Source organism: Nostoc sp. UIC 10607 (assembly GCF_047228265.1).
Classification (GTDB): Bacteria; Cyanobacteriota; Cyanobacteriia; order Cyanobacteriales; family Nostocaceae; genus Nostoc; species Nostoc foliaceum_A.
In genome coordinates this window covers 304946-325272 of sequence record NZ_JBIQNW010000003.1, presented here as the reverse complement: position 1 = coordinate 325272, position 20327 = coordinate 304946, and the positions used below count along the sequence as shown (strand labels likewise).

Genomic DNA, 20327 nt, shown 5'->3' with positions numbered 1-20327 from the left:
TGCTAAGGAAGTTCTGCAAAGCGGTGCGGCTTGGACAAAACTTCAACAACTTGCTGAATTTTTGCGCTAATTGCCAACTTCTGGTGAAAAAGAATGGTTCGCGTCAACCAGTCGCGAACCACTTTAGCATACTTGTTATAAAATTAATTGCTGGCTATCTGCTTGAGGTTTCACAAAGGCTGGTGTGGCTCAAACCTCATAATCCATCGCATAATGTGATCAATTAAAAATCTTATCTAAAAATTTATATATTTATTACAGAAAAAAATTGTCAAGTCTTTTTTGGCGGAATTTAGCAAAAAATTGCGTGCAAAACGGATAATTAACGATGAAAGCAGTAAAATCTGATTTACACAAATTTTAATTATAGTAAAAAAGTTGTAACAAACTATACTAAATAGCGGATAAGAAACCGTTAACTTAATGAAAGCTATAAATGTAATTCAGGCTACATAAAAATGCGCCTAGAGCAGTTGCAAGCCTTTCTGGCGATCGCACAAACCGGCAGCTTTCAACAAGCAGCGCGAACATGTGGTGTTACCCAATCTACGATTAGTCGCCAAATCCAGGCATTGGAAGCAGATTTGGGTGTAGAACTGTTTCACAGAACTAGTCACGCAAAATTGACGCTGGGAGGTGAACATTTGCTACCCCGCGTCCGCAAAATTTGTCAAGAATGGCAGACAGCCACAGAAGAATTAGCTGATTTAATCGCCGGAAAGCAGCCAGAACTTTGCATTGCCGCGATTCACTCCTTATGTGGATCTTACTTACCCCCAGTGTTGCAAAAATTTTGTCATGATTATCCAGATGTACAATTGCGAGTAACATCATTGGGAAGCGATCGCGCCCTCAAAGTCCTCAAAGATGGATTAGTGGATTTAGCAATTGTGATGAATAATCGCTTCTTAACCACTGGTAGAGAAATGGTGGTAGAAGTACTTTATGATGAACCTATAGAAGTTTTAACTGCAGCCAATCATCCACTAGCTCAATATGAATGTATCCCTTGGTTGGAGCTAATTCGTTATCCCCAAGTGGTTTTTAAAGATGGTTATGGAATGCAACGCTTAATACAAGATAGATTTGAGCGAATGGAAGCTACACTCCAAGCAGCTTTAGAGGTAAATACCCTAGATGCCTTCCGGGGAGTGGTGCGCCAAGGAGAACTGATAGCTTTGCTACCTCAATCAGCATTATTGGAAGCTCGTCTTGACCCTACTCTGGCGATTCGTTCCTTAGCCAGCAATAATACTAGTGGTTTAGCGGATGGTTCCAGTTTGACTCGTCGGGTAGTTATGGTAACAACTCAAGATCGGCTCCAAATTCCCCCCATCAAGCACTTTTGGCAACTTGTGCGCGAAAATATCCCATTACAAATTGACCAGCAGCGATCGGTCTCTTAAGTGTCATTAGTTATTATTCATTGGTCATTAGTCATTTTCAGAAAGGACAATGGACAAATGACAGTGGACAAAGGACAAAGGACAAATGAGCAATATATTTAGGGAATTACTACAAAAAGTAGGTAGCGGAAATCACACAGGGGAGAATTTAACTCGCGCCCAAGCAGCCACCGCCACTAAAATGATGCTGCTGGGTGAAGCTACACCAGCCCAAATCGGAGCGTTTTTGATTGCTCATCGAATCAAGCGTCCTACGGGCGAAGAGTTAGCGGGAATGTTGGATGCTTATGAAGAACTGGGGCCAAAACTGCAACCAATCGCCTCTGGGCGACCAGCGATCGCTCTTGGCATCCCCTATGATGGCAGAACACGCACAGCACCAATTAGTCCCGTAACAGCTTTACTACTCGCCGCAGTTGGACAACCCGTGGTAATGCACGGTGGCGATCGCCTCCCAACTAAGTACGGCTTACCCCTGATAGATATTTGGCAGGGTTTAGGAGTCGATTGGACTACCTTACCATTAGCAAAAACCCAGCAGGTGTTTGAGCAAACGGGAATCGGCTTTATTTATCTACCTCAGCATTTTCCATTAACTAACAGTATTTGGGAGTACCGCGACCAACTTGGCAAACGTCCGCCCTTAGCGACAATGGAGCTAATCTGGTGTCCTTATGCGGGGGATGCTCACGTAATCGCTGGGTTTGTTCATCCGCCGACAGAAGGGATGTTTCAGATAGCTCTGGGGCTGCGGGGAGTAACAAAATTTACATTAGTGAAAGGATTGGAAGGGAGTTGCGACTTACCACGCGATCGCACTGCAATCATCAGCTTATCTTCATCCGTAGCATCCCAAGAGGTAGAAAGATTGCACCTCGTACCGCGTGATTACGGTTTTACTACCAAGAACGTACCCCTTGGAACTACTGAAGAATTGGTGGCAGATATGAAGGAAGTTTTGGCAGGTAAATCAGGCGAACTAATGCAAACAGCCTTGTGGAATGGCGGATTTTACCTATGGCGGAGTGGTATTTGTCCAGATATGTCAGAGGGTTTAGCTAAAGCAGAAGAATTATTAACCAATGGTGTAGTAGCAGCTAAACTCCAAGAACTCACTCAGTTAGTAAATTCACTGTCAGCAGCATTTGTGCCAGTGTAATTAATTACGAATTACGAATTACGAATTACGAATTACGAATTATTTGGTCAGCAACTCCTCCAAAATAGACTTTTGTTGCAACCAATCCTGTCCCACTTGAATACTGATATCCGAGCCAAGGTTGCCAGTACTTTCCACACGCACTTCGCCAAATCCTAAAGTGTTGCGAATTGATTCGGCACTCTCACCATCTCCTTGTTGGGCGACAATATGAGTCACCTCTAGAGGTTCACCCCATGCCTTAGCCACATATATGTTGCGATATCCAGATTTTTCCAAGGCTCTAATCAACGGTTGTAGGTTGGAGCGATCGCCACCTGTACTATCTTGAATTGCTACACGCAAAGAGCGTGGATTAGCCATCTGCTGTTCCTGGTCTGATTCCAAACCAAAGTGTTGAGCCATGAGTCTGGCAATACCATTTTTGCTTGGCAACCAATAGCTAGCATCATACTCATTCTTTTCGCTAAAGCGACCTGGGAGCATTAACATTTGCATATTAGAGCGATTTGTTCGCACCCCAAAACCCATTAGCGCCACTAACTCCTCAACCGTCAAGTTGGTATCGATGTGGTCTTTTACTACATCAAGAACTTTAGGTAATTGAGCAACAGTAGCTGGGTTGAGTGTTTGATCCATCAAGGCACGCATGACCATTTGCTGCCGCTGAATCCGACCAATATCACCGAGTTCGTCATGGCGAAACCGCAACAATTGCAGTGTCTGATCGCCGTTGAGATGCTGCTTACCCGCCTTCAGATTAATATACAAATGCTGAGAATCGTCTTGGTATTTCATATCTTTGGGGACGTAGACATTTACGCCACCCAAAGCATCGATCAGCTTGCCAACTCCCAAAACGTTAATTCGGACATAGCGATCAATTCCCGCCCCACCTAAGAGATTACTGACGGTTCTGGCAGTTAAAGCTGGCCCACCTTCAACATTGGCGGAATTAATTTTTTTCACCCCATACCCCTCTATTTCTGTGCGGGTATCTCTGGGAATGGAAAGCATAACTATTTTTTTCGTCTCTGGATCAAATTTGACCAAGAGCATCACATCGGCAAGACCATCAAAGGAGTTTACTTGGGGCAGGTATTTGAGGTTTTTGGTTTCTTCGGGAGGGTTTTGCACATCTGGGGGAAGTACACTCATCCCCATAACCAAGAGATTCACCGGGCGAGTTAATTCTGAAAATCGCAGCACACCACCAGAAATGCTATCGCTATCAAAGACCGCCTCATCTTGTGGACTTAGCTGGGCTTGTTGCAAAGGCGTACTGGTTAAAGACACCGCCAAAAGTGCCCCTGCTGTTGCTGACACCATTGCAATCCCACTCATACCTACCCAAAACCACAGCCAACGTCCAGATTTCGAGTTATGGGGAAGGGAAATTTTTTTCTTGGATTTTGAGGCTTTTCCCGACTGGTTTTCTTCCGCCGAACTTCTTTGAATGGTCACAGACTTCCTCACACTTACTCACTAATCAAATTCGGTCAATTTGCAGACTAAAAACATGCAGACAAATCAACCCATAATAGCTAACTCTTAATTATCAGTGCTAACTTTTTTAATGTAGTGTCAACCACAACACTTATAGCAGCATTTTTCCTTCTTTTGGGCCAACCTGGAGATGTTTTACTGAAGTATGGCAATAATAAACTGGATTTGACTAGATATATAGATAAATCAACCGTAAATTTTTAGGAAATAGGTAAAAGTACTGAAAAATTCTCACCCTAGAAAATTAAGATAAGTACTTTCCAAACACTCGTTCTGCTAAGGTACTAAACCCTGGTAAACGCCCAGATTTGCCCTGCATGAGGCGCACAATCAACCAGACACTTACTAAAAAGTAACCCGACGTGAGAAAGCTATTCAGGATAAATAGACGTAGCGGAAAAAAATCTGAAGTTGCTGCTCCGGTAGCTAATAATAGATATGTCAACAGCCAAGTAAGTGCCAAAGTAATAGACAGACGACTAACAGCAAGTTGTTCCCGACTCCCTTGGCCTCGATAGAGAGTCCACAAGGACGGAAAAAAGCCGATGATCGGAACTAAATATAAAAGCAACTGTGTTTTGGGGATTGGGAGTGTTGACTGTTGAGTTATTCTCCTTGTCTCCTTGTCCCCTTGTCCCCTTGTCTCCCCATTTCCCTCATCTTTGCCAGTCCCTAGTCCCCACTCCCCAGTTCCCACTTTGCACTCCCCATTCTCTTTTGGTTCAAAATTTCCCATTTGGGTTAGTCTAACTCCTAAACTAGAAGGATGAATAAGACTCATATAGTTAGAGATAATAAGCTGTAAAGAAAGATTTCATTTAGTTCTATCCCGCAATTAGCTCAAAATGCAGACACGCAAGCTACTCGACTGGTGGCAAACATTCACACCAATAGCGCGAATCGTGGCGATCGCGTTATTCGTTCCGCTGCTAGTTCTTAATGGTTGGGCACTTTCGGTATTTTTTGATTATTTCCATTCTCTCATAGTCATTTTAGTCGGAGCCTCAGTGCTAGCATTTCTGCTCAACTACCCCGTGAGCTGGATGGAGCATCATGGTGCTAGGCGAGAGCAAGTCGCTATTTTAGTATTTCTCTTGGCTTTATCGATTTTATTGGCGTTGGGTGTTACACTTTTTCCGCTGGCCCTTACCCAAGCTCAACAACTGGTAGCTCGCTTGCCAGAGTTAATCGACTCTGGACGCTCTCAGTTAATGATATTAAACGAAAAAGCTGAGACTTTTGGCTTACCGATTAACCTCGATGCTCTGGTAGTGCAAATCAACGATCGCGTTAAGGGACAATTGCAAGCGATCGCTGGACAAGTTTTAAATCTGGCGGTAGTTACAGTCACTAGTCTGCTAGATATTCTCTTGACAATGGTTTTGACTTTCTACCTTTTACAGCATGGAGGTGAACTTTGGCAAAGTTTAGTAGAATGGTTACCCTCTAAATTCCGTGATCCTTTCTCCAAAACAGTCCGCCTGAGCTTCCAAAATTTCTTCATCACCCAGCTAATTTTATCGACGTGCATGGCATCAGCCCTCATTCCTACCTTTTTGTGGCTGAAAGTGCCATTTGGTCTACTATTTGGCTTAACTATTGGTCTGATGGCTCTCGTCCCCTTTGGCGGTTCTGTAGGTATCGCCCTGACTACATTATTGGTAGCCTTGCAAGATTTCTCAATGGGTGTGAGAGTCTTGATAGCGGCAGTAATTGTACAGCAAATTCTCGAAAACTTAATCGCCCCCCGAATTTTAGGCAGCTTTACGGGTTTAAATCCAGTTTGGATTTTAATTTCGGTTTTGACAGGGGCAAGAATTGGTGGATTGTTGGGTGTAATAGTGGCAGTACCCACAGCTGTTGTAATTAAGACTGCTTTAAGCGCCTTGCGTCCTGGGAGCCTAAGCAATGAGACAGACGACAGCGCCACTGGGGAAATAACTGCACCTATTGCAGCAAACGAGTCCCTGAAAGCTGACGCTAAAAACACTCTGAGCATTTCTGAAGCGACATTACCTTAAGGAGGCAGGAGGTTTTCTGCCTCCTCATTGTGGCTCGATGATGGAACCCATAAACAAAAGATTTCCCGTCTGATTATCCCTAATGGCACAGAAGAAGGGACGCTCAACAATCATTCGGAACGGTTCTGGTTCTTCTCTCAAAGATGTTGCTACTATTCCCACTGAAGTAGCCGCAGCCGCTTCGGTGCCTTCTTCGTTCACTTCCACAAAAGTTTTATGCTTAACTTGGCTAATGGCAAAATTTTTACCCATGCCGGAAAAATTGGCTTTGTCGCTGAAAGCCTCTTCCATGCCTAAAGTTTTTAAGGCATCATTGAGTGTAACGTCGTAATCTATTTTGAAGCGGGGTAGGCGAATAAAGCCTTTTTGTTTGTTGAACTGAGTCATCCATTTTTGCCAGTTCTCAACATTCAAGTTTTGATAGAAGGCTTTGAGGTTAGAGTTTTGTTTGGGCAGGAAGATATAAAAACTCAACTTCCCATCTTTACCGTAAGGTAAACTAACTGCCTGAAACTGTTCGTTTTCATAGTATCTATAGTCACCTTCCTGGGACATCATTGGGTGTTGTTTTCGTCTACCAGATGTGATGTAAAAAGGGTATTGAGCGGTTTGACTTTTGTCAAATTGATTACTCCAATTACCTTTAAAATAAATGGCATTAATCAGAAACAATACTTGATTAGGTTCAATTGTTTCAACTATTTTAGTAATTTTACCCTTAGTATTTTCTTCTACCCAGTTATTGATAATACTAGATGCGGCGGCATCTTTAAAGTTTAAATTGCTGACCTTAGCTTGATAGAAATCCTGGGTTCTCTTGAGGAAGTCTGGCGCAAAGCTAACATCTTGATTTGCCCAAAGTGAGTTAGCAATGCTCAGTTGTACTTTCGCATCCTGATTGTCTAAAAGTTGCTTTAATACCGCCGCGTAAGAAGAGTTGATTTCTGGTAGATTCATCCCCTGTAATTCCAGGGTTTTTGCCATTGCTTGTTGAGTAGAGCCGCTAGCGCCGTTGTAAGTCATAGCAAGAGCGATCGCTATACTCGAAGGTGAGATAAAAACATTCTTCTCATTATCACCTTTCAGAACTTCTGAAAACAGTTTAAATCCAAACTTATTGCTAGAGTCAACTATTCTTGTATCAGTCTTGACTGTTTTTTTTTGCAATGGAGTTTCTGGCTGAGGTAAACTAGATTGGGCGAGGGCATTTTTGTTACTCTCGACTTGAGAACACCCTAATACGCTGAATAGAACAACACTTGCAGCTGCCAGAGCATAACGTCTGCCCAGACTCACACCGTAACGTCTTTGCAAGAAATTTTCTTTCGCATCACTCAATTTTTGCCGATTCATTCTGCTACCTCACTTGCCAAAGATTCCCGATCTGTGCTCATGCTTGACGCAGATACTGTGTCAATGATTAACTATTGCATTTGCTGCAATAGAAAAATGGGACTGTTACAGTTTTTGTAACAGCAAGTTACTAGCTCAAAGGAATTAAACACAACTTATTAGAGTTGCTAATTCCTAATTGAGGTGGCTATGCAGACAAATTATGAACAATCTGGATTCTTAAGGAATTTTCTTAATTTATATATAAAAGTATTGTAGACTACTTAATCACAAAATAACCACTGCTCTTGGTTTTTAAAGATAAAATCACGTTTCTCAGTTCACGAAATACCAAACTTTTGTAGGGACACACGGCTGTGGGTCCCTATAAAGGTTCAAATAGATGAAAAACGCTGTAACAGTTGTGCGCCCCTATTTTAATTGATAGGTACACTCCACCAAGCTAAACTATAAGGTTGAGTCGCTTCATTTAACTTTTGACGAAACTGGACGCGGATTTTGTAATTGCCAGTAGCAGCAACGGGGCAGAAAATATGTTCTACACTATCAATTTGGCTGACTGAGGAACAAACAGTACCAGCATCTGAATTTTTAGCATCGGCTTTTACTAAGTATAGGTCGAGATTATTTAAGCCGCGATCGCGAAAATTTTCGCCCATATCATATTGCTGATTTTTATTTTTATCGTTGAGTTCTACTAATCGATCCCAACTAAGGGTAACAGCAACAAAACTTCCCTGCTTTAACGGTTTGGCTAATATATAGTCAACATACGCTCCAACATCCACTGTGCGATAATCCCAACCAATAGCCGGCACCGCAGCTGATGCCTGCCATTGACCAGCACTAAATTGTTGATAAGCGCGAAATACATTTAAATGACCCGCTCCCATTTGGGCATCTAAGGGAATCTTTGGATCTTTATAAGCATCTGAATCTAGCCAGTTTTGATTTTGTTTATCAATTAGTGTTCGACCCATTCCCAACCGTAAGCCATCGCCGCTATCTAGGATTTTGTCTGCTGAATTTAGCAATACAGCTTTCATTACTTGATGACGCCGAGCATCAATGCTCCAGTTGCGTTGTTTTGTCCGCATCTGTCGGTCAGCAAGTTCCTGCAAGAGAGCAACAGTAGCTGTAACTTGAGGCGCTGCAAAACTCGTACCTGTAACCTTATTCAATTTGCCATCTGGATTGAGCAAGGGAATATTATTCCCAGGAGCAACTAAACTGATAGCGCGACGCCCATCAAGATTAAACTCCTTGCCAGCTAGCCTTCGACTCGCTCCTTGGTTAGCACCTGCCAGATTAGCCACGTCTACTTTGTTAAAAACTCCCCCTCTGCGAGATGAAAAAGCCACGTTCATTCCGTTAAAATTATCTGTAGGAATGGGAATACCGCCCTTACCTTGGTTGCCTGCGATCGCATACAAAACATCATGAACGCGACTAGACCAGTCAACACATAAAGTTAGTAAAGCATTGCCATCTAAAATAGCCTCTGGTCTAGGATCACGGCTCAGAGGTTCACCAAAGCTAAAGTTAATGGCACGGACATCGCCACTATTTTGTAGCGCTATGTGCTGGGCCGATAAGCACTCTTCTGGCTGACCCATGTTTTTAGTGGAACCCACCGCAGACGAATACAGTCGCGCTCCCGGAGCAACTCCCGGCAAAGCTTTGTCTTGACTCACCATGACACCAGCAACATTGTAGGCATGGGGATCAACACCGCTATTAGACTTAGCTGGCCCATTGCGTAAGAAAACCGCTGCTAAAGATATGGCGCGATTTTTAGACACCGCCTTATCCCACCCAAACATTCCCGGTCGGCCAATTTCCACTTGACCAATAGCAATCTTACGACCGATTAAATTATAAGGAGGTTGGTGTAACTTCAGAGCATCAATGCCGTTAGTTCCTAAAGCAGATTCTAAAGCCGAAGCAATTACCGGCGCACTCAGACAAGATGCACTTAATCCCCAAATTATCCAGGTTAGTTTTTTAGTCATTTGTCATTTGTCATTGGTCATTGGTCATTGGTAAAGAATTAGGAGTTAGGAGTTATTATTCTCCCTCTGCTCTCCATTCCCCAAAAAAGCCGGGATCAAAGTTATGAGTCTTGCTCAATGTTTTGTTACAATGCGTACAGACGAGGACGCTTAAAAACCCACTAGCCATGACCCAAAACCTATCTCAAAAGCCCATTGTAATTTCTCCATCTATCCTATCAGCCGATTTTAGTCGTCTGGGTGACGAAATTCGCGCCGTAGACGCAGCCGGAGCAGATTGGATTCATGTTGATGTCATGGACGGTCGTTTTGTACCTAATATTACGATAGGCCCTCTGATTGTGGAGGCGATTCGTCCGGTTACGACCAAGCCACTGGATGTCCACTTGATGATTGTGGAGCCAGAAAAATATGTAGAGGGATTTGCTAAGGCGGGTGCCGATATTATCTCTGTACACTGTGAGCATAATGCTTCCCCACACCTGCACCGCACCTTGGGGCAAATTAAAGAGCTTGGTAAAAAAGCTGGAGTTGTACTTAATCCTGGTAGCCCTCTAGAGCTAATTGAATACGTTCTAGATTTATGCGATTTAGTACTGATTATGAGCGTCAACCCTGGTTTTGGTGGTCAAAGCTTTATCCCTGGTGTATTACCCAAAATCCGCAAGTTGCGTCAAATGTGTGATGAACGCGGTCTTGACCCTTGGATTGAAGTGGATGGAGGACTCAAGGCAAATAATACTTGGCAAGTTTTGGAAGCGGGAGCTAATGCAGTTGTCGCCGGTTCAGCTGTATTTAACGCTAAGGATTATGCTGAGGCTATTACATCAATTCGCAACAGCAAGCGTCCTACTCCAGAATTAGCCAAGGTTTAATTCAGTTTTGGATTAAATGTACTCCACAAAAATTAGGGTGGGCAATTTGCCCACTTTATTTTTATTTAGACATAAAAAACTGGAAGTTATTCAAGTTTTGAACTTCCAGTAGTTGCTATATAAATTGAAAATTTAGAAAACAGAGATAATCCAGGTTGGGAGGACTAGGATTACAATAGTCGAAAGAAAAGCGTATGAACTACTAGTTCTACCAGCCACGACAACGATTTTACCGAAACTTTTCTATTTCCGTTTCTGGTATTGATGTTAAGCGTTTGCTTTATTAACTAAAGCAACACCAATCACAGGATAAGAAGTTTTATAAGCATTACTCGCACCGTCTGCAGTCGGTGAAAGCTCTGTAAAGTTTGGATTGGGAGAAGCTACCGCTCCAAATTCTCTTTGCTCAGACTTCCTCGAAAATAGAACCACCAGTAGCAACGGTTTGATCATCGATCTTGGCCTAGGAGTTATTTACTCCATGACATGCTGACTACTTTCGTAATCAGTTTGATTTACTTCATAGTCAGAACTAATCATTGATTTTATTTTTTAAAATTAACTTGCTTGCCGCCAATCACCTCTATTTTTGTTGAAGTTGTAGTTTTTATTAGTTTACCAATCTCATCAATATATATTTGCCATTTTGGCAGATTTTTTTAAAAAATATCAAATGAATCACCGCTATAGAAAACCTACCATGCTAGAAATTTTTAATTAGCATAGCAGGCTCTCCTCTCAGGCACTCTAGGGCAGAATCTATTGATTCCAAATAGCCTTTAATTGAATCCACAGCGTTTCAAGGAAATATCTTGAGTACTTTCTGGCTTTATTTGCGATTTCATTGATTGATGATCGTTAATTTGTTGTGCCAATCTCTGATCTAAACTACCACCACGAATTTCTGATTTTTGCTTTCCGACTACTTCCAGATAAGCTAGGTCTTTGATTTTGCTTAAGCAGCTGGATGACACATTACTATCAGATATTGAATCATTAGCATGTTTCAGCATTTTTATATTTTCACTTTGCTGGTGATTTGACCTACTGGCTTTAGAGTTTTCTTTTAGCAACCGATTATAGGTGCGATATGGAATGTAATGGAGAGGATTATAGCCAGCAAATCGCAGCATTAAAACACATGCCCAGGAATATTTTCCAGCAAGGATTGCTTCAACTACTTTGTCAAATTGTTGAGCTTTCACTGTTTTGTCTAAGTTACTACTAATGCCAGCAATGTCTTGATTCATCATAGTTTTTAATTATCTGAGATGAAGTAAACTAGTTTAGTTCTTGCGATTGTTGGTGTTTCAATTGAGGCTTACAAACTGCTTAGTTAGTGAAAGGTAAATTTTTACCTTTTGTCTTTTCATCTGACTGGTAGGACAAAAGTCTCGCGTGGCTCTTGGTAGATACAATTTGTCCTTTTAAACTTTTTCAACTCCTAATTCAACAAATTTTATCTGTTCAAGCGGTTGTATTTCTTACTACTGCTGAATTAGGCATTTTCCGGGAAATTTGCATATTTTTTGGGTTAGTAGAGAAAATTTATTTATTTTTAGTCGTTAACAACGCTATTCGTCTTTATACTATTTTTTGCCGTTAATGTCATCTACTAAATTAGCAGATTGATAAGTTAAAGTTACTGAATATATTTCGATACTTATATGCATATTGTGCAACTTTTAATTTTGTCCCCTTTTGCTAGTTTATGAGGGGTCTTACCCCCCACACAATATCAATTTAAACCTTTTATTATTGTCGAGTCGCTAGAAAATATTACCATTAACCATGAGGCAAAACAACTTCTAAAAATAGTAATTTTATAGAGGCTGTAAAGAAATGAGCAGCCATAAGTATTGAAAATATATTTTAAATATTTTCAACTATATAATATTAGTTATTGACTTTGTAAATCTTTATTTACAAAGCCTACAGTTTTAGCTAATCTAAATAAAATGGCTGTAAACTGCTCATGAAATACTCATGAAGATTATCTAGGAATCACAGATAGCCTAGTTCTGAAAAATAATTAGTGATGAGTAGTAATACAGAGATTTTTAACTATCATCAACTTAGTTAAGCAAAACATCTATAATAAGATGTTGTTAACAAAAAAATGTAGGCAGCTAAACTTGTACAGTTTTAGACAATTTATTAATAAAAATAAAGGTAATTAACAGAGGATGTTGCTAAAATAATTCAGCAATCTTTTGTATCTATATTAATATTTAATATATTTATATAAGTGAGATTAAAAATGTATCGGTAGCTCTGCTAAATGCTAAGAAAAACAACTAATTAATAGCTTCTAGTAATTAGTCCCTTGCTTTAAGAGGAGACCTCGGTCTAGAACAAGGATATAGTCGACATGATGAAGGTGATACAAGCTTGATTAATCTAGACTAAGTTCTGTTGAAATTGGTGCCCAAATCGCTATCTAGGGTACTAGTTGCTTTATCTAAAATTAGAATTGCTGTGTTCTTAATCAGTGCGCGAAAAAATGAAGCAAGAATAATTTCTCTGAGTGATTTTCGGTAATGCCACAATGTTCGCCAATAGTGACATAAGGAGAGTTTCTCATCCTTGAGGGCATTCAAGTTTTCGGTAAGGTCTAAGAGTAGGACATATCCTGTCCAGCTAGCTTCACCTATGGCTGGATTACTTAATGTGCGATCGCCTTTAACTCGCCAGACAACTATATAATGAATTTCTTGCCAATTAGCTACCCACGGGTTATAATATGAGTCCAGCTTCCTAAGACTCGCCCTCACTGCTAGCACTTCCAAGAGCAAGTGAGTTGAAGCCTCTCGTTCAATAGTTACGTTTGACAGAATTAGCTGCACCCGACCCTGGCAAACTGAATAGAAAAAATTTGTATTGTCTTCAGTTTTCCCATCTAGACCGTAGATATTTGTCTCTTCGCCTAGTTGAAACTCATGGAGAACACAAACTTGGGTAAGTTGCGATTCTAGGTTTGTATCCTCTGCAACTAACCTCAAAAATTTGAGTATAGCCACTTTTGGAGTGGGAGACTGTTGGTTATTTAATTTCACATCTCCCCGAACTCTTGATGACGAAGAGGAGTTCATGGTTTAACTTCGGTTTTTTGGGTAAACTTACTAACTTGTGCGACGTGAGTATTTATAGAGCAAAAAAATTGATAATTCTTTCGCTGATTTGGTTTTACATCATTACAATAGCCTATGTAAAACGCAATTACTTGTGTTTTTAATCACCCAATGCTTCAATTTCATTTCTCAGATTTATGGCTAAAGCTAGTAATAGTTGCATTTTTTGAAAGAGTGGTCTTGAATTCTCAATCCTTCAACTCTTACCATTACTGAAATTTTCCTTCGCTTCCGGAAACACTCGGAAAATAAAATCACAAATCTAGACTCTGCTTTCTTAGATGAAGACAGGCTAAATTTGGCATTGCGCACAGTATATATGTAATGTGCTCAATGGAATACGATCGTTCGTAGGGACGCACAGCTATGCATCCCTACGTGTGTTGGATCAAAACGGTTCTCGTTTTGATAGCCAATTAATCAATAACTAAGTAAATTCCCCAAATCGCCATTGCCCGTAAGTAAGTGCTAGCACGGAAAGTACCAGCTGCGGTGATAGCTTCAGGTGTGCGAAATTGCAGCCCATTGTCGTAAATTTGCTCCACTACAGCTTGCGTTAACCTTAATGCTTCATCCTTCATTCCCATTTGCACGAGAAAAGCCGCCAGCCCAAAGTTTATTCCCGTCCAGACTTCTAGGGGATGAGTAGCTTTAGGGTTTTCTGGGGAACCGTCAGGACGAACACCATTAGCAGCACCAAACTCACCATTACAGAATTTCAAAAAGCAGGCATCATAAACGGTTTTTAGGGCAGAGAGGGCGCGATCGCTCGGTACAATATCAGGTAAGTCCAGCAGACGGGCATAGAACTGTCCGCACAATTGGTCTGCCATCACCACATCGGAACCACTTTCACTATCAAGTTTGTAATATTTCCCATTCCAAAGTTTTTTGTCATAAATGGGGCGAGATTGTTCCAACCAAGCTTCATAAGTGGACTTTTGCGCCGCCAACTCTGTTGTGTTACCTGTCTGGTAAGTTAATAAAATATCGCTAATTGCGATCGCAGCCTCCAGCGCCGCTAACCATAACCCACCACAATAAGCGCTGACACCCTGTAACCGCCAATCATCAAAGGTTTGATCAGGCGCACCAGAATTTTCCGGAATCCCATCGCCATCAATGTCAAAAGTTTTCAGGTAGTCGAGGGTTTGAACGATCGCATTCCAGCAATCTGCTAAGAATTCTACATCGTCAGCACCCGTGAGCAGAAAATCACGGTATACTTGCAAGACAAAATCACTACCCAAATCTTTCCACAAATTGCAGTCTTGATAGCTGGTGTAGTTGGTTTTCTCCCAAACGTGTTCATTGGGTGCGCCTAAATCGTGTGGTGTTGCACCTGCGACTTTGCGAACTGCAATCGGGCTTTCTGCCTTAATTGTCATGTAATAGCCAATTATTCTGGGTGTATCATCACTTTGAGGAATCGCCCTTGCAAATGCCCGCATTACCGACTTCTCTAATTCTGGAAACAGCATCAGCAGGGCAAAAGAGCCGTATAATCGCACATCGAGACTTTCATACCAACGGTAATCTAAGCACTCCAGCACCGCAAACTGACCGATGGGGTCAAGTTCTGATGCTGCACTCCAGAGAGTACCGCCGCTAGTGAGGTCGTAAAGCTCATTAAATAGAGCCATCTTAAACCAGTTGGGTAAATCTTCCCGGTCGAGAATGGGTTTTTGCCAACTTTGAATTTGCGATCGCCAGGTTTGGTATTCTTGTAACGCAGTCGATGCGATCGCCCAGGCGTTGTTTCCGCTTTTACCAAAAAAGTCTGTATATCTGCGATAATAATTAACCCCGGCGGCAAATTCTGTAATCGGCAAATCCCAAGCGAGGACAAAGGGGATTTCGAGAGTTTCGCCTGGTTGGAGAGTGAAACGGAGTGCGATCGCAGCCCCTAATTTTTCACCTTCTGCTACTGGATTTGCATCTATATAATTGGGCAAAGAACCATCTTTCGCAAAGCTTTGCCACACCTCCTCACCCGTACCTTCAGGATTCCATCGGCTATGGTGAAATACTTCCACTTGGGGATGCTTAACTGTAGCAATACACCAAGTTCCATCACCTTCTTGCAAAGGATCACTACCAACCCGACCTAAAACACAGCCAAACTGTTGTGGATTTTCAACTATCTGGTTATAGTTTCCTTGACTTTCGCCCCAGCGCGGTTGGTATTCGTAAACCGGACTACCATCATCGCGCACCCGCACTTGGGGGGATTTTAGAGCATTTGTAAACCAGCCCACCATATTTTGCCAAGTGAGCATAATGCTGAGAGTAATCGGTGCATCTGTGGGGTTGTGGGCATTCCAGAGGAATATTGCCACAGGATAGCTAGTTTCTTGGTAATTACCTGCCCAAATCGGGGAAAACTGCTCACAAGTCAACTGTGCTTGAAATACATTTTCATACACAAACCAGCTACGTGGGTATAGCGCGTGATAATTGCCCGTCCCCTTTGTACCGGGAAGCGTCGGATACCATTGCCAAGCTTTGAGAGTGTCATCATCTGGCGCTTGGGTAGATAAAGCGTAGGCTTGGGAAGATGTGCCATTGGATTCAAACACACTGAATTGACAAGCGGGAACGTTTTTGAAGGTATGCTCACCGCCATCGATGTGCCACAGGTTAAAATCTCCCCGTGAAGAACGACCGATGCAACCTGCACCAAAGCCACCTAAAGGCATACCATGCCAAGGACCATCATCGATATTACTTGCGTAGCGGACGGTATAAGGTTTGTCCCAGCCTAAGCCGATAGGACGGCTCCAAGTGCAAGAGGGAATTTTCACAGAGAGTTGATTTGTCATCGCCTAATGTTACAGCGTGCAGTTACGTCCATGAAGACTAACGCGATGTGCGATTTTTCTCAAGGGGCGAGGCACAACGATGCAAGGACACGGCAATGCCGTGCCCCTACCTCGTGTTGTTGAAGCTTTGAACTTGGTAATTTTGTTGTATATGTGGGCACTCTAAAGTTAAGCCACATACTGGAGACTAATTTCCATGTCCACAGCCCCAATTAGTGCAACACTAGCGCAATCAGAAAGAGATGCTGTGTTGCAAGCGATCGCCACTATTAAAGAAAAGCTACCATTTTTGATTGATTTAAGTAACGAGGAGCGTAAAGCTTTACCCAAGATGGGAGATAAAAGCCGCGCTTTTGTCAGTAAAGCGTTAGAGGTAGCGACACAGAACCCAGAGTTTTTACCGCGATCGTTTGATCTCAATGAGATGCGGAAAGACGTTCAATTATTTGAAGCTTTGTATCCAGTATTGCTGTCTTTGTCACAATTACATGAGTTGCTGGATGATACTTCCCTAGCAGTAGGCAGTGAAGCTTATGCAGCCGCGTTGCAGGTGTATAACTATGCCAAAGCTAGTGGACAAGGCGCTGGTTTAGATACAGTAGTTGAGGAAATGGGGCAACGGTTCGCCCGTAAATCTCGGAAATCCAAGCCTCAAGCAGCAGCATTGTAGAAAACAGCTCGGCGATTGCACTTCTAAAGTGCAATGTTGAGGTTCAGAACTCGGATGTTGCAGTAAATTGCTCGGCGTTCCGAGTTCTGAACTCGAAGTTTCAACCTCAGAACATGGAATTTCGAGATAAGAACACGAAACTTGGAGCTATGAACAGTAATGTCCGAGATCCAAGAGTGAATGATAGTGAGTCAAGAGCGATCGCTTTCGTTATCATCTCATCTTCACAAATCTGCAACCTCAAAAAACACAAATTACCTACTAAACTTATCACCAATATCTTGCGTAGGGGCACAACAATGTTGTGCCCTGATATAACTGTTCACCCTAGCCAATATTTTATTTGTAATTTACCGTAAAGTAATTAGTACCATCCAAATGGAATACGCACTGTGCAAAACAATATTGTTTCTCGTTGAGATGCCAGATGGGTTGGGGCACGGCATTGCCGTGCCCCCACGAAGAACTGTATTTTATGCAATTACAAAAGGCGTAGACAAAGCCCGTCGTAGACATCGCTTCCATAATGTTTCGCAGAGTTGAAGGTATAAAGCTCATCCCTGTCCAAGCACAAACTTAAATGCTGGAATTTTGCTTGTTGTCAGGAAACTTACACTTCACCTCAATTTCAAAATTACTCTCCGCCGAACCTTCAGTCACGAAGGGGATACCAGCTTGCCAGCCTATCTTCAAGCCAAACTTCAGAGTCACCTCCTCAACTTCGGCTACACCTAAATTTTTAAAAGCGCCAATAGCATATTTGGTATAAGCTCGGATTTGATTGTGAACTTCCTCAATCTTGACAAATGCCCCTTCCCTAAGGCCATAAGATTCTTTATCTTCATCAATCTCCGGTGTAACTATTTCTGGAACACTTGGCGTTTCCTTTGACTCGAACAGAATTGTATAGATTTCCCCGTCTTCTTCAAAGACTAAACGTTCTATGTTCGACATCAGTCTCTCAGATTTTAGGTATATTTAAATTATCTTATTTTATAACAGACAACTCAAATATTTATAGATGGCTCGTTACGCGCTTGTTGTTGGCGTTACAGATTACAACAGTCCGATTAACAACCTCAGTAAACCAGCTACAGATGCAGAAGCGGTAGAACAGGTACTAAAAGCGCATGGTGATTTTGAGGATATCGCTGTTCTCAAAGGGAAAGTTAGTACAACTAAGTTGGCTGAAGCTTTCAAAACACTTTTGCAACAACAAGCAGTTAAAAACGAAGCGCTAATTTACTTTACAGGGCATGGCATCACCGTATCTGACAGCTTAGGAACACAACAAGCATATCTAGCAACCTCTGACTTGACCATTGTCACTCAAGGCAAGCAAATTATTGAACAAACAGGCGGAATTAGTCTTCTCAGTCTCAACAATTTAATTACAGACTCCGACCTAAGTAGTCTAGTAGTGCTGTTAGATTGCTGTCATAGCGGTGAATTTTTAGAACGCAATCTTATCGAAAAAACTCTTACCGCCTTTATTTCACAGCGCGATTACTACTTTATTGCTGCTTGCAGAGGTTTTCAACAAGCATGCGCTAAAAAAAGCGAACAACACAGTATTTTTACAACAGCTTTGCTGGCTGGATTGTCACCAGAGAACACTAACGATCGCGGACAAGTGACAGGCGATCGCCTTTTTGACACAATTGCCACAGAACTCAAAGATAGTGGACAAGAACCAATCCGCATGGGTTGGGGGCGTTCCATTACTTTAATTACCCACAAGAATCAAACACAAGCTCAAACCTTTGAAGTAAAAGAAGAATGTCCTTACCAAGGTTTAAAAGCGTTTGAAGCGGAACAAAAACAGTTTTTCTTTGGACGCCAGCAGGTTGTGAGGACAATTTTGGAGAAACTAGCACAAAACCCCTTTGTTGCAATTATTGGCGCTTCAGGAAGTGGTAAATCTTCTGTAGTTCAGGCAGGTTTGATTCCAGAATTAGATGGTAATGTCTGGCAAATTTTACCGTCAATCAAGCCAGGATTTCAGCCTTTGCAGGAATTGAGAAGAGTTCTGAAAGCATTTTTCCCAAGGGCGAAAAAAGAAAAATTGCTTTGGGAGTTGATTACTAAAGAATCAAATCCTTTACTTGTAATTTTGCAGCATCTCACAGGTGCAGAAAAATTTTTATTGGTAGTAGATCAGTTTGAGGAACTATTTACTGTCTCTGTTGCTGAACAAAAGCAGAGATTTATTGAATTGCTGACTCAGGTAGTAGAGATCACCGATTCACGGTTGACAGTTGTGATTACCATGCGATCGGATTTTCTCGAACCATGTTCAGACTATCCGTCTTTAAATAAATTGATTGAAAATCAGCTTGTTTTGATGCCGCGTATCACTGGAGTTGATTTAAAAGAGACAATAACTGAACCAGCTAAACTTCAAGGTCATAGTGTTGAAGAAAGACTAGTACTGAAAATTTTAGAAGATGTTGGTAAAGAACCGGGATACTTGCCCTTGATGGAGTTTGCTTTAACTAGACTCTGGGAAAAACGCGACCAAGAAAAGCATCAACTCACTTTAGAACAGTATGAAAACTTCCAAGGATTGACAGGGGCGCTAAATCTTCATGCAGAAAATGTTTATCTTTACGAAGATTATCAGCAAGATTCCCCGATTCAAGAACGAAATGAACAGGAGAAGGACTGGATTAAGCAAATTTTCCTGCGATTAGTGCGAACCGGAGAGGGAGAAAAAGATACGCGACAGCGCCAACCAAAAACTGAACTATTAGCCATTGCTGGTAACAACCAAGAACAGCAGCAAGCATTAAGTGAATTGCTAGATGAAGGATTAGTGAAAGGACGTTTGCTGGTAGCTGGGAAAGATGAACAGGGAAAAGCGTGGATTGATTTAGCCCATGAAGCCTTAATTGAGGGTTGGCAGCGGTTTGCCCAATGGCGACAACAAGACCGAGATTTGCGGCGGTTGAGTGATAGGTTAGCTGATGCTTTACGCGAATGGGTAAACAAAAAGGAGAATGAAAAATACTTAATACAGGGGGGATTACTGGCAGAGGTGCGGGAAAATTGGGAAAAGCTAGAGTTTTTATCATCACCTCAAGCGAAGAATTTTTATCAACGCAGTGATGCTTATGAACAGCACCAGATTACCACATTAGAAAAGGCACTTACTGAATCCCGGTTGCGAGAGAAAGCCGCGAGGGTAGAAAATTTATTGACTGTCCAACCCCTAGATAGTCTAGTTTTGGCAATTCAAGCTATGGGTGAGAATCAAGACAAACTACCGCAGCAGATTCTCGCACCTGTTCAGAACAGTTTGAATCAAGTAGTAAATAAAGCAATAGTTTCAATTCCTTTCCGTGGTCATGAGGGTGATGTCAATTCTGTGAC

Annotated in this window: 16 protein-coding genes; 7 read left to right on the top strand and 9 right to left on the bottom strand. The window is 41.9% G+C overall.

Features of this window, described 5'->3' with window-relative positions; genetic code table 11:
- The 3 genes from ACEYW6_RS04885 to ACEYW6_RS04875 form a co-directional block, all read left to right on the top strand.
- Positions 1-227: hypothetical protein (locus tag ACEYW6_RS04885; RefSeq protein ID WP_412978832.1), on the top strand; the 227-nt coding region annotated here is incomplete at its 5' end.
- A gap of 231 nt (positions 228-458) precedes the next feature.
- Entirely contained in the window at positions 459-1406 is a 948-nt protein-coding gene (locus ACEYW6_RS04880; protein WP_196513390.1) for a LysR family transcriptional regulator, read from the top strand.
- 85 nt (positions 1407-1491) lie between these two features.
- Entirely contained in the window at positions 1492-2565 is a 1074-nt protein-coding gene (locus tag ACEYW6_RS04875; RefSeq protein WP_412978831.1) for an anthranilate phosphoribosyltransferase family protein, read from the top strand.
- Between the two features lie 39 nt (positions 2566-2604).
- Here ACEYW6_RS04875 and ACEYW6_RS04870 read toward each other — a convergent pair whose 3' ends face one another.
- The gene (locus ACEYW6_RS04870; RefSeq protein ID WP_412978830.1) at positions 2605-4029 is read right to left on the bottom strand and encodes an LCP family protein; all 1425 of its coding nucleotides are present in this window, start codon (positions 4027-4029) and stop codon (positions 2605-2607) included.
- Positions 4030-4315: 286 nt separating this feature from the next.
- Positions 4316-4807, bottom strand: a complete 492-nt coding sequence (locus ACEYW6_RS04865; protein WP_412978829.1) for a hypothetical protein — start codon at positions 4805-4807, stop codon at positions 4316-4318.
- A gap of 109 nt (positions 4808-4916) precedes the next feature.
- Here ACEYW6_RS04865 and ACEYW6_RS04860 point away from each other — a divergent pair, with 109 nt between their 5' ends.
- A complete protein-coding gene (locus tag ACEYW6_RS04860; RefSeq protein WP_412978828.1) occupies positions 4917-6092 on the top strand; it encodes an AI-2E family transporter in 1176 nt (391 codons plus the stop codon).
- A 24-nt stretch (positions 6093-6116) separates the two neighbouring features.
- On the opposite strand, the gene ACEYW6_RS04855 is transcribed toward ACEYW6_RS04860, so the two are convergent.
- Positions 6117-7445, bottom strand: a complete 1329-nt coding sequence (locus tag ACEYW6_RS04855) for a serpin family protein (protein ID WP_412978827.1) — start codon at positions 7443-7445, stop codon at positions 6117-6119.
- A 416-nt stretch (positions 7446-7861) separates the two neighbouring features.
- A complete protein-coding gene (locus tag ACEYW6_RS04850; RefSeq protein WP_412978826.1) occupies positions 7862-9457 on the bottom strand; it encodes a S8 family serine peptidase in 1596 nt (531 codons plus the stop codon).
- 167 nt (positions 9458-9624) lie between these two features.
- Here ACEYW6_RS04850 and rpe point away from each other — a divergent pair, with 167 nt between their 5' ends.
- Positions 9625-10332: a ribulose-phosphate 3-epimerase gene (gene rpe / locus ACEYW6_RS04845; protein ID WP_114081048.1), complete on the top strand. Its 708-nt coding sequence runs from the start codon at positions 9625-9627 to the stop codon at positions 10330-10332.
- Positions 10333-10599: 267 nt separating this feature from the next.
- Here rpe and ACEYW6_RS04840 read toward each other — a convergent pair whose 3' ends face one another.
- The 4 genes from ACEYW6_RS04840 to ACEYW6_RS04825 all read right to left on the bottom strand — a co-directional run bounded on the left by ACEYW6_RS04840 (position 10600) and on the right by ACEYW6_RS04825 (position 16285).
- Positions 10600-10785, bottom strand: a complete 186-nt coding sequence (locus ACEYW6_RS04840; protein WP_412978825.1) for a hypothetical protein — start codon at positions 10783-10785, stop codon at positions 10600-10602.
- 326 nt (positions 10786-11111) lie between these two features.
- Positions 11112-11582 carry a HetP family heterocyst commitment protein gene (locus ACEYW6_RS04835; protein ID WP_412978840.1) on the bottom strand — a complete coding sequence of 157 codons (471 nt, stop codon included), beginning with the start codon at positions 11580-11582 and terminating at the stop codon, positions 11112-11114.
- Between the two features lie 1155 nt (positions 11583-12737).
- Complete coding sequence (locus ACEYW6_RS04830) at positions 12738-13424, bottom strand: hypothetical protein (RefSeq protein WP_412978824.1); 687 nt, start codon at positions 13422-13424, stop codon at positions 12738-12740.
- Positions 13425-13879: 455 nt separating this feature from the next.
- A complete protein-coding gene (locus tag ACEYW6_RS04825) occupies positions 13880-16285 on the bottom strand; it encodes a GH116 family glycosyl hydrolase (protein ID WP_412978823.1) in 2406 nt (801 codons plus the stop codon).
- Positions 16286-16481: 196 nt separating this feature from the next.
- On the opposite strand from ACEYW6_RS04825, the gene ACEYW6_RS04820 reads away from it, so the two are divergent.
- A complete protein-coding gene (locus tag ACEYW6_RS04820; protein WP_412978822.1) occupies positions 16482-16955 on the top strand; it encodes a hypothetical protein in 474 nt (157 codons plus the stop codon).
- 576 nt (positions 16956-17531) lie between these two features.
- On the opposite strand, the gene ACEYW6_RS04815 is transcribed toward ACEYW6_RS04820, so the two are convergent.
- Positions 17532-17909 (bottom strand): CU044_2847 family protein, encoded by a 378-nt coding sequence (locus ACEYW6_RS04815; RefSeq protein WP_412978821.1) that lies wholly within the window; start codon positions 17907-17909, stop codon positions 17532-17534.
- 67 nt (positions 17910-17976) lie between these two features.
- Between ACEYW6_RS04815 and ACEYW6_RS04810 the strand changes: the two genes are divergently transcribed.
- A partial coding sequence (locus ACEYW6_RS04810) for a caspase family protein (RefSeq protein ID WP_412978820.1) occupies positions 17977-20327 on the top strand: 2351 nt, incomplete at its 3' end.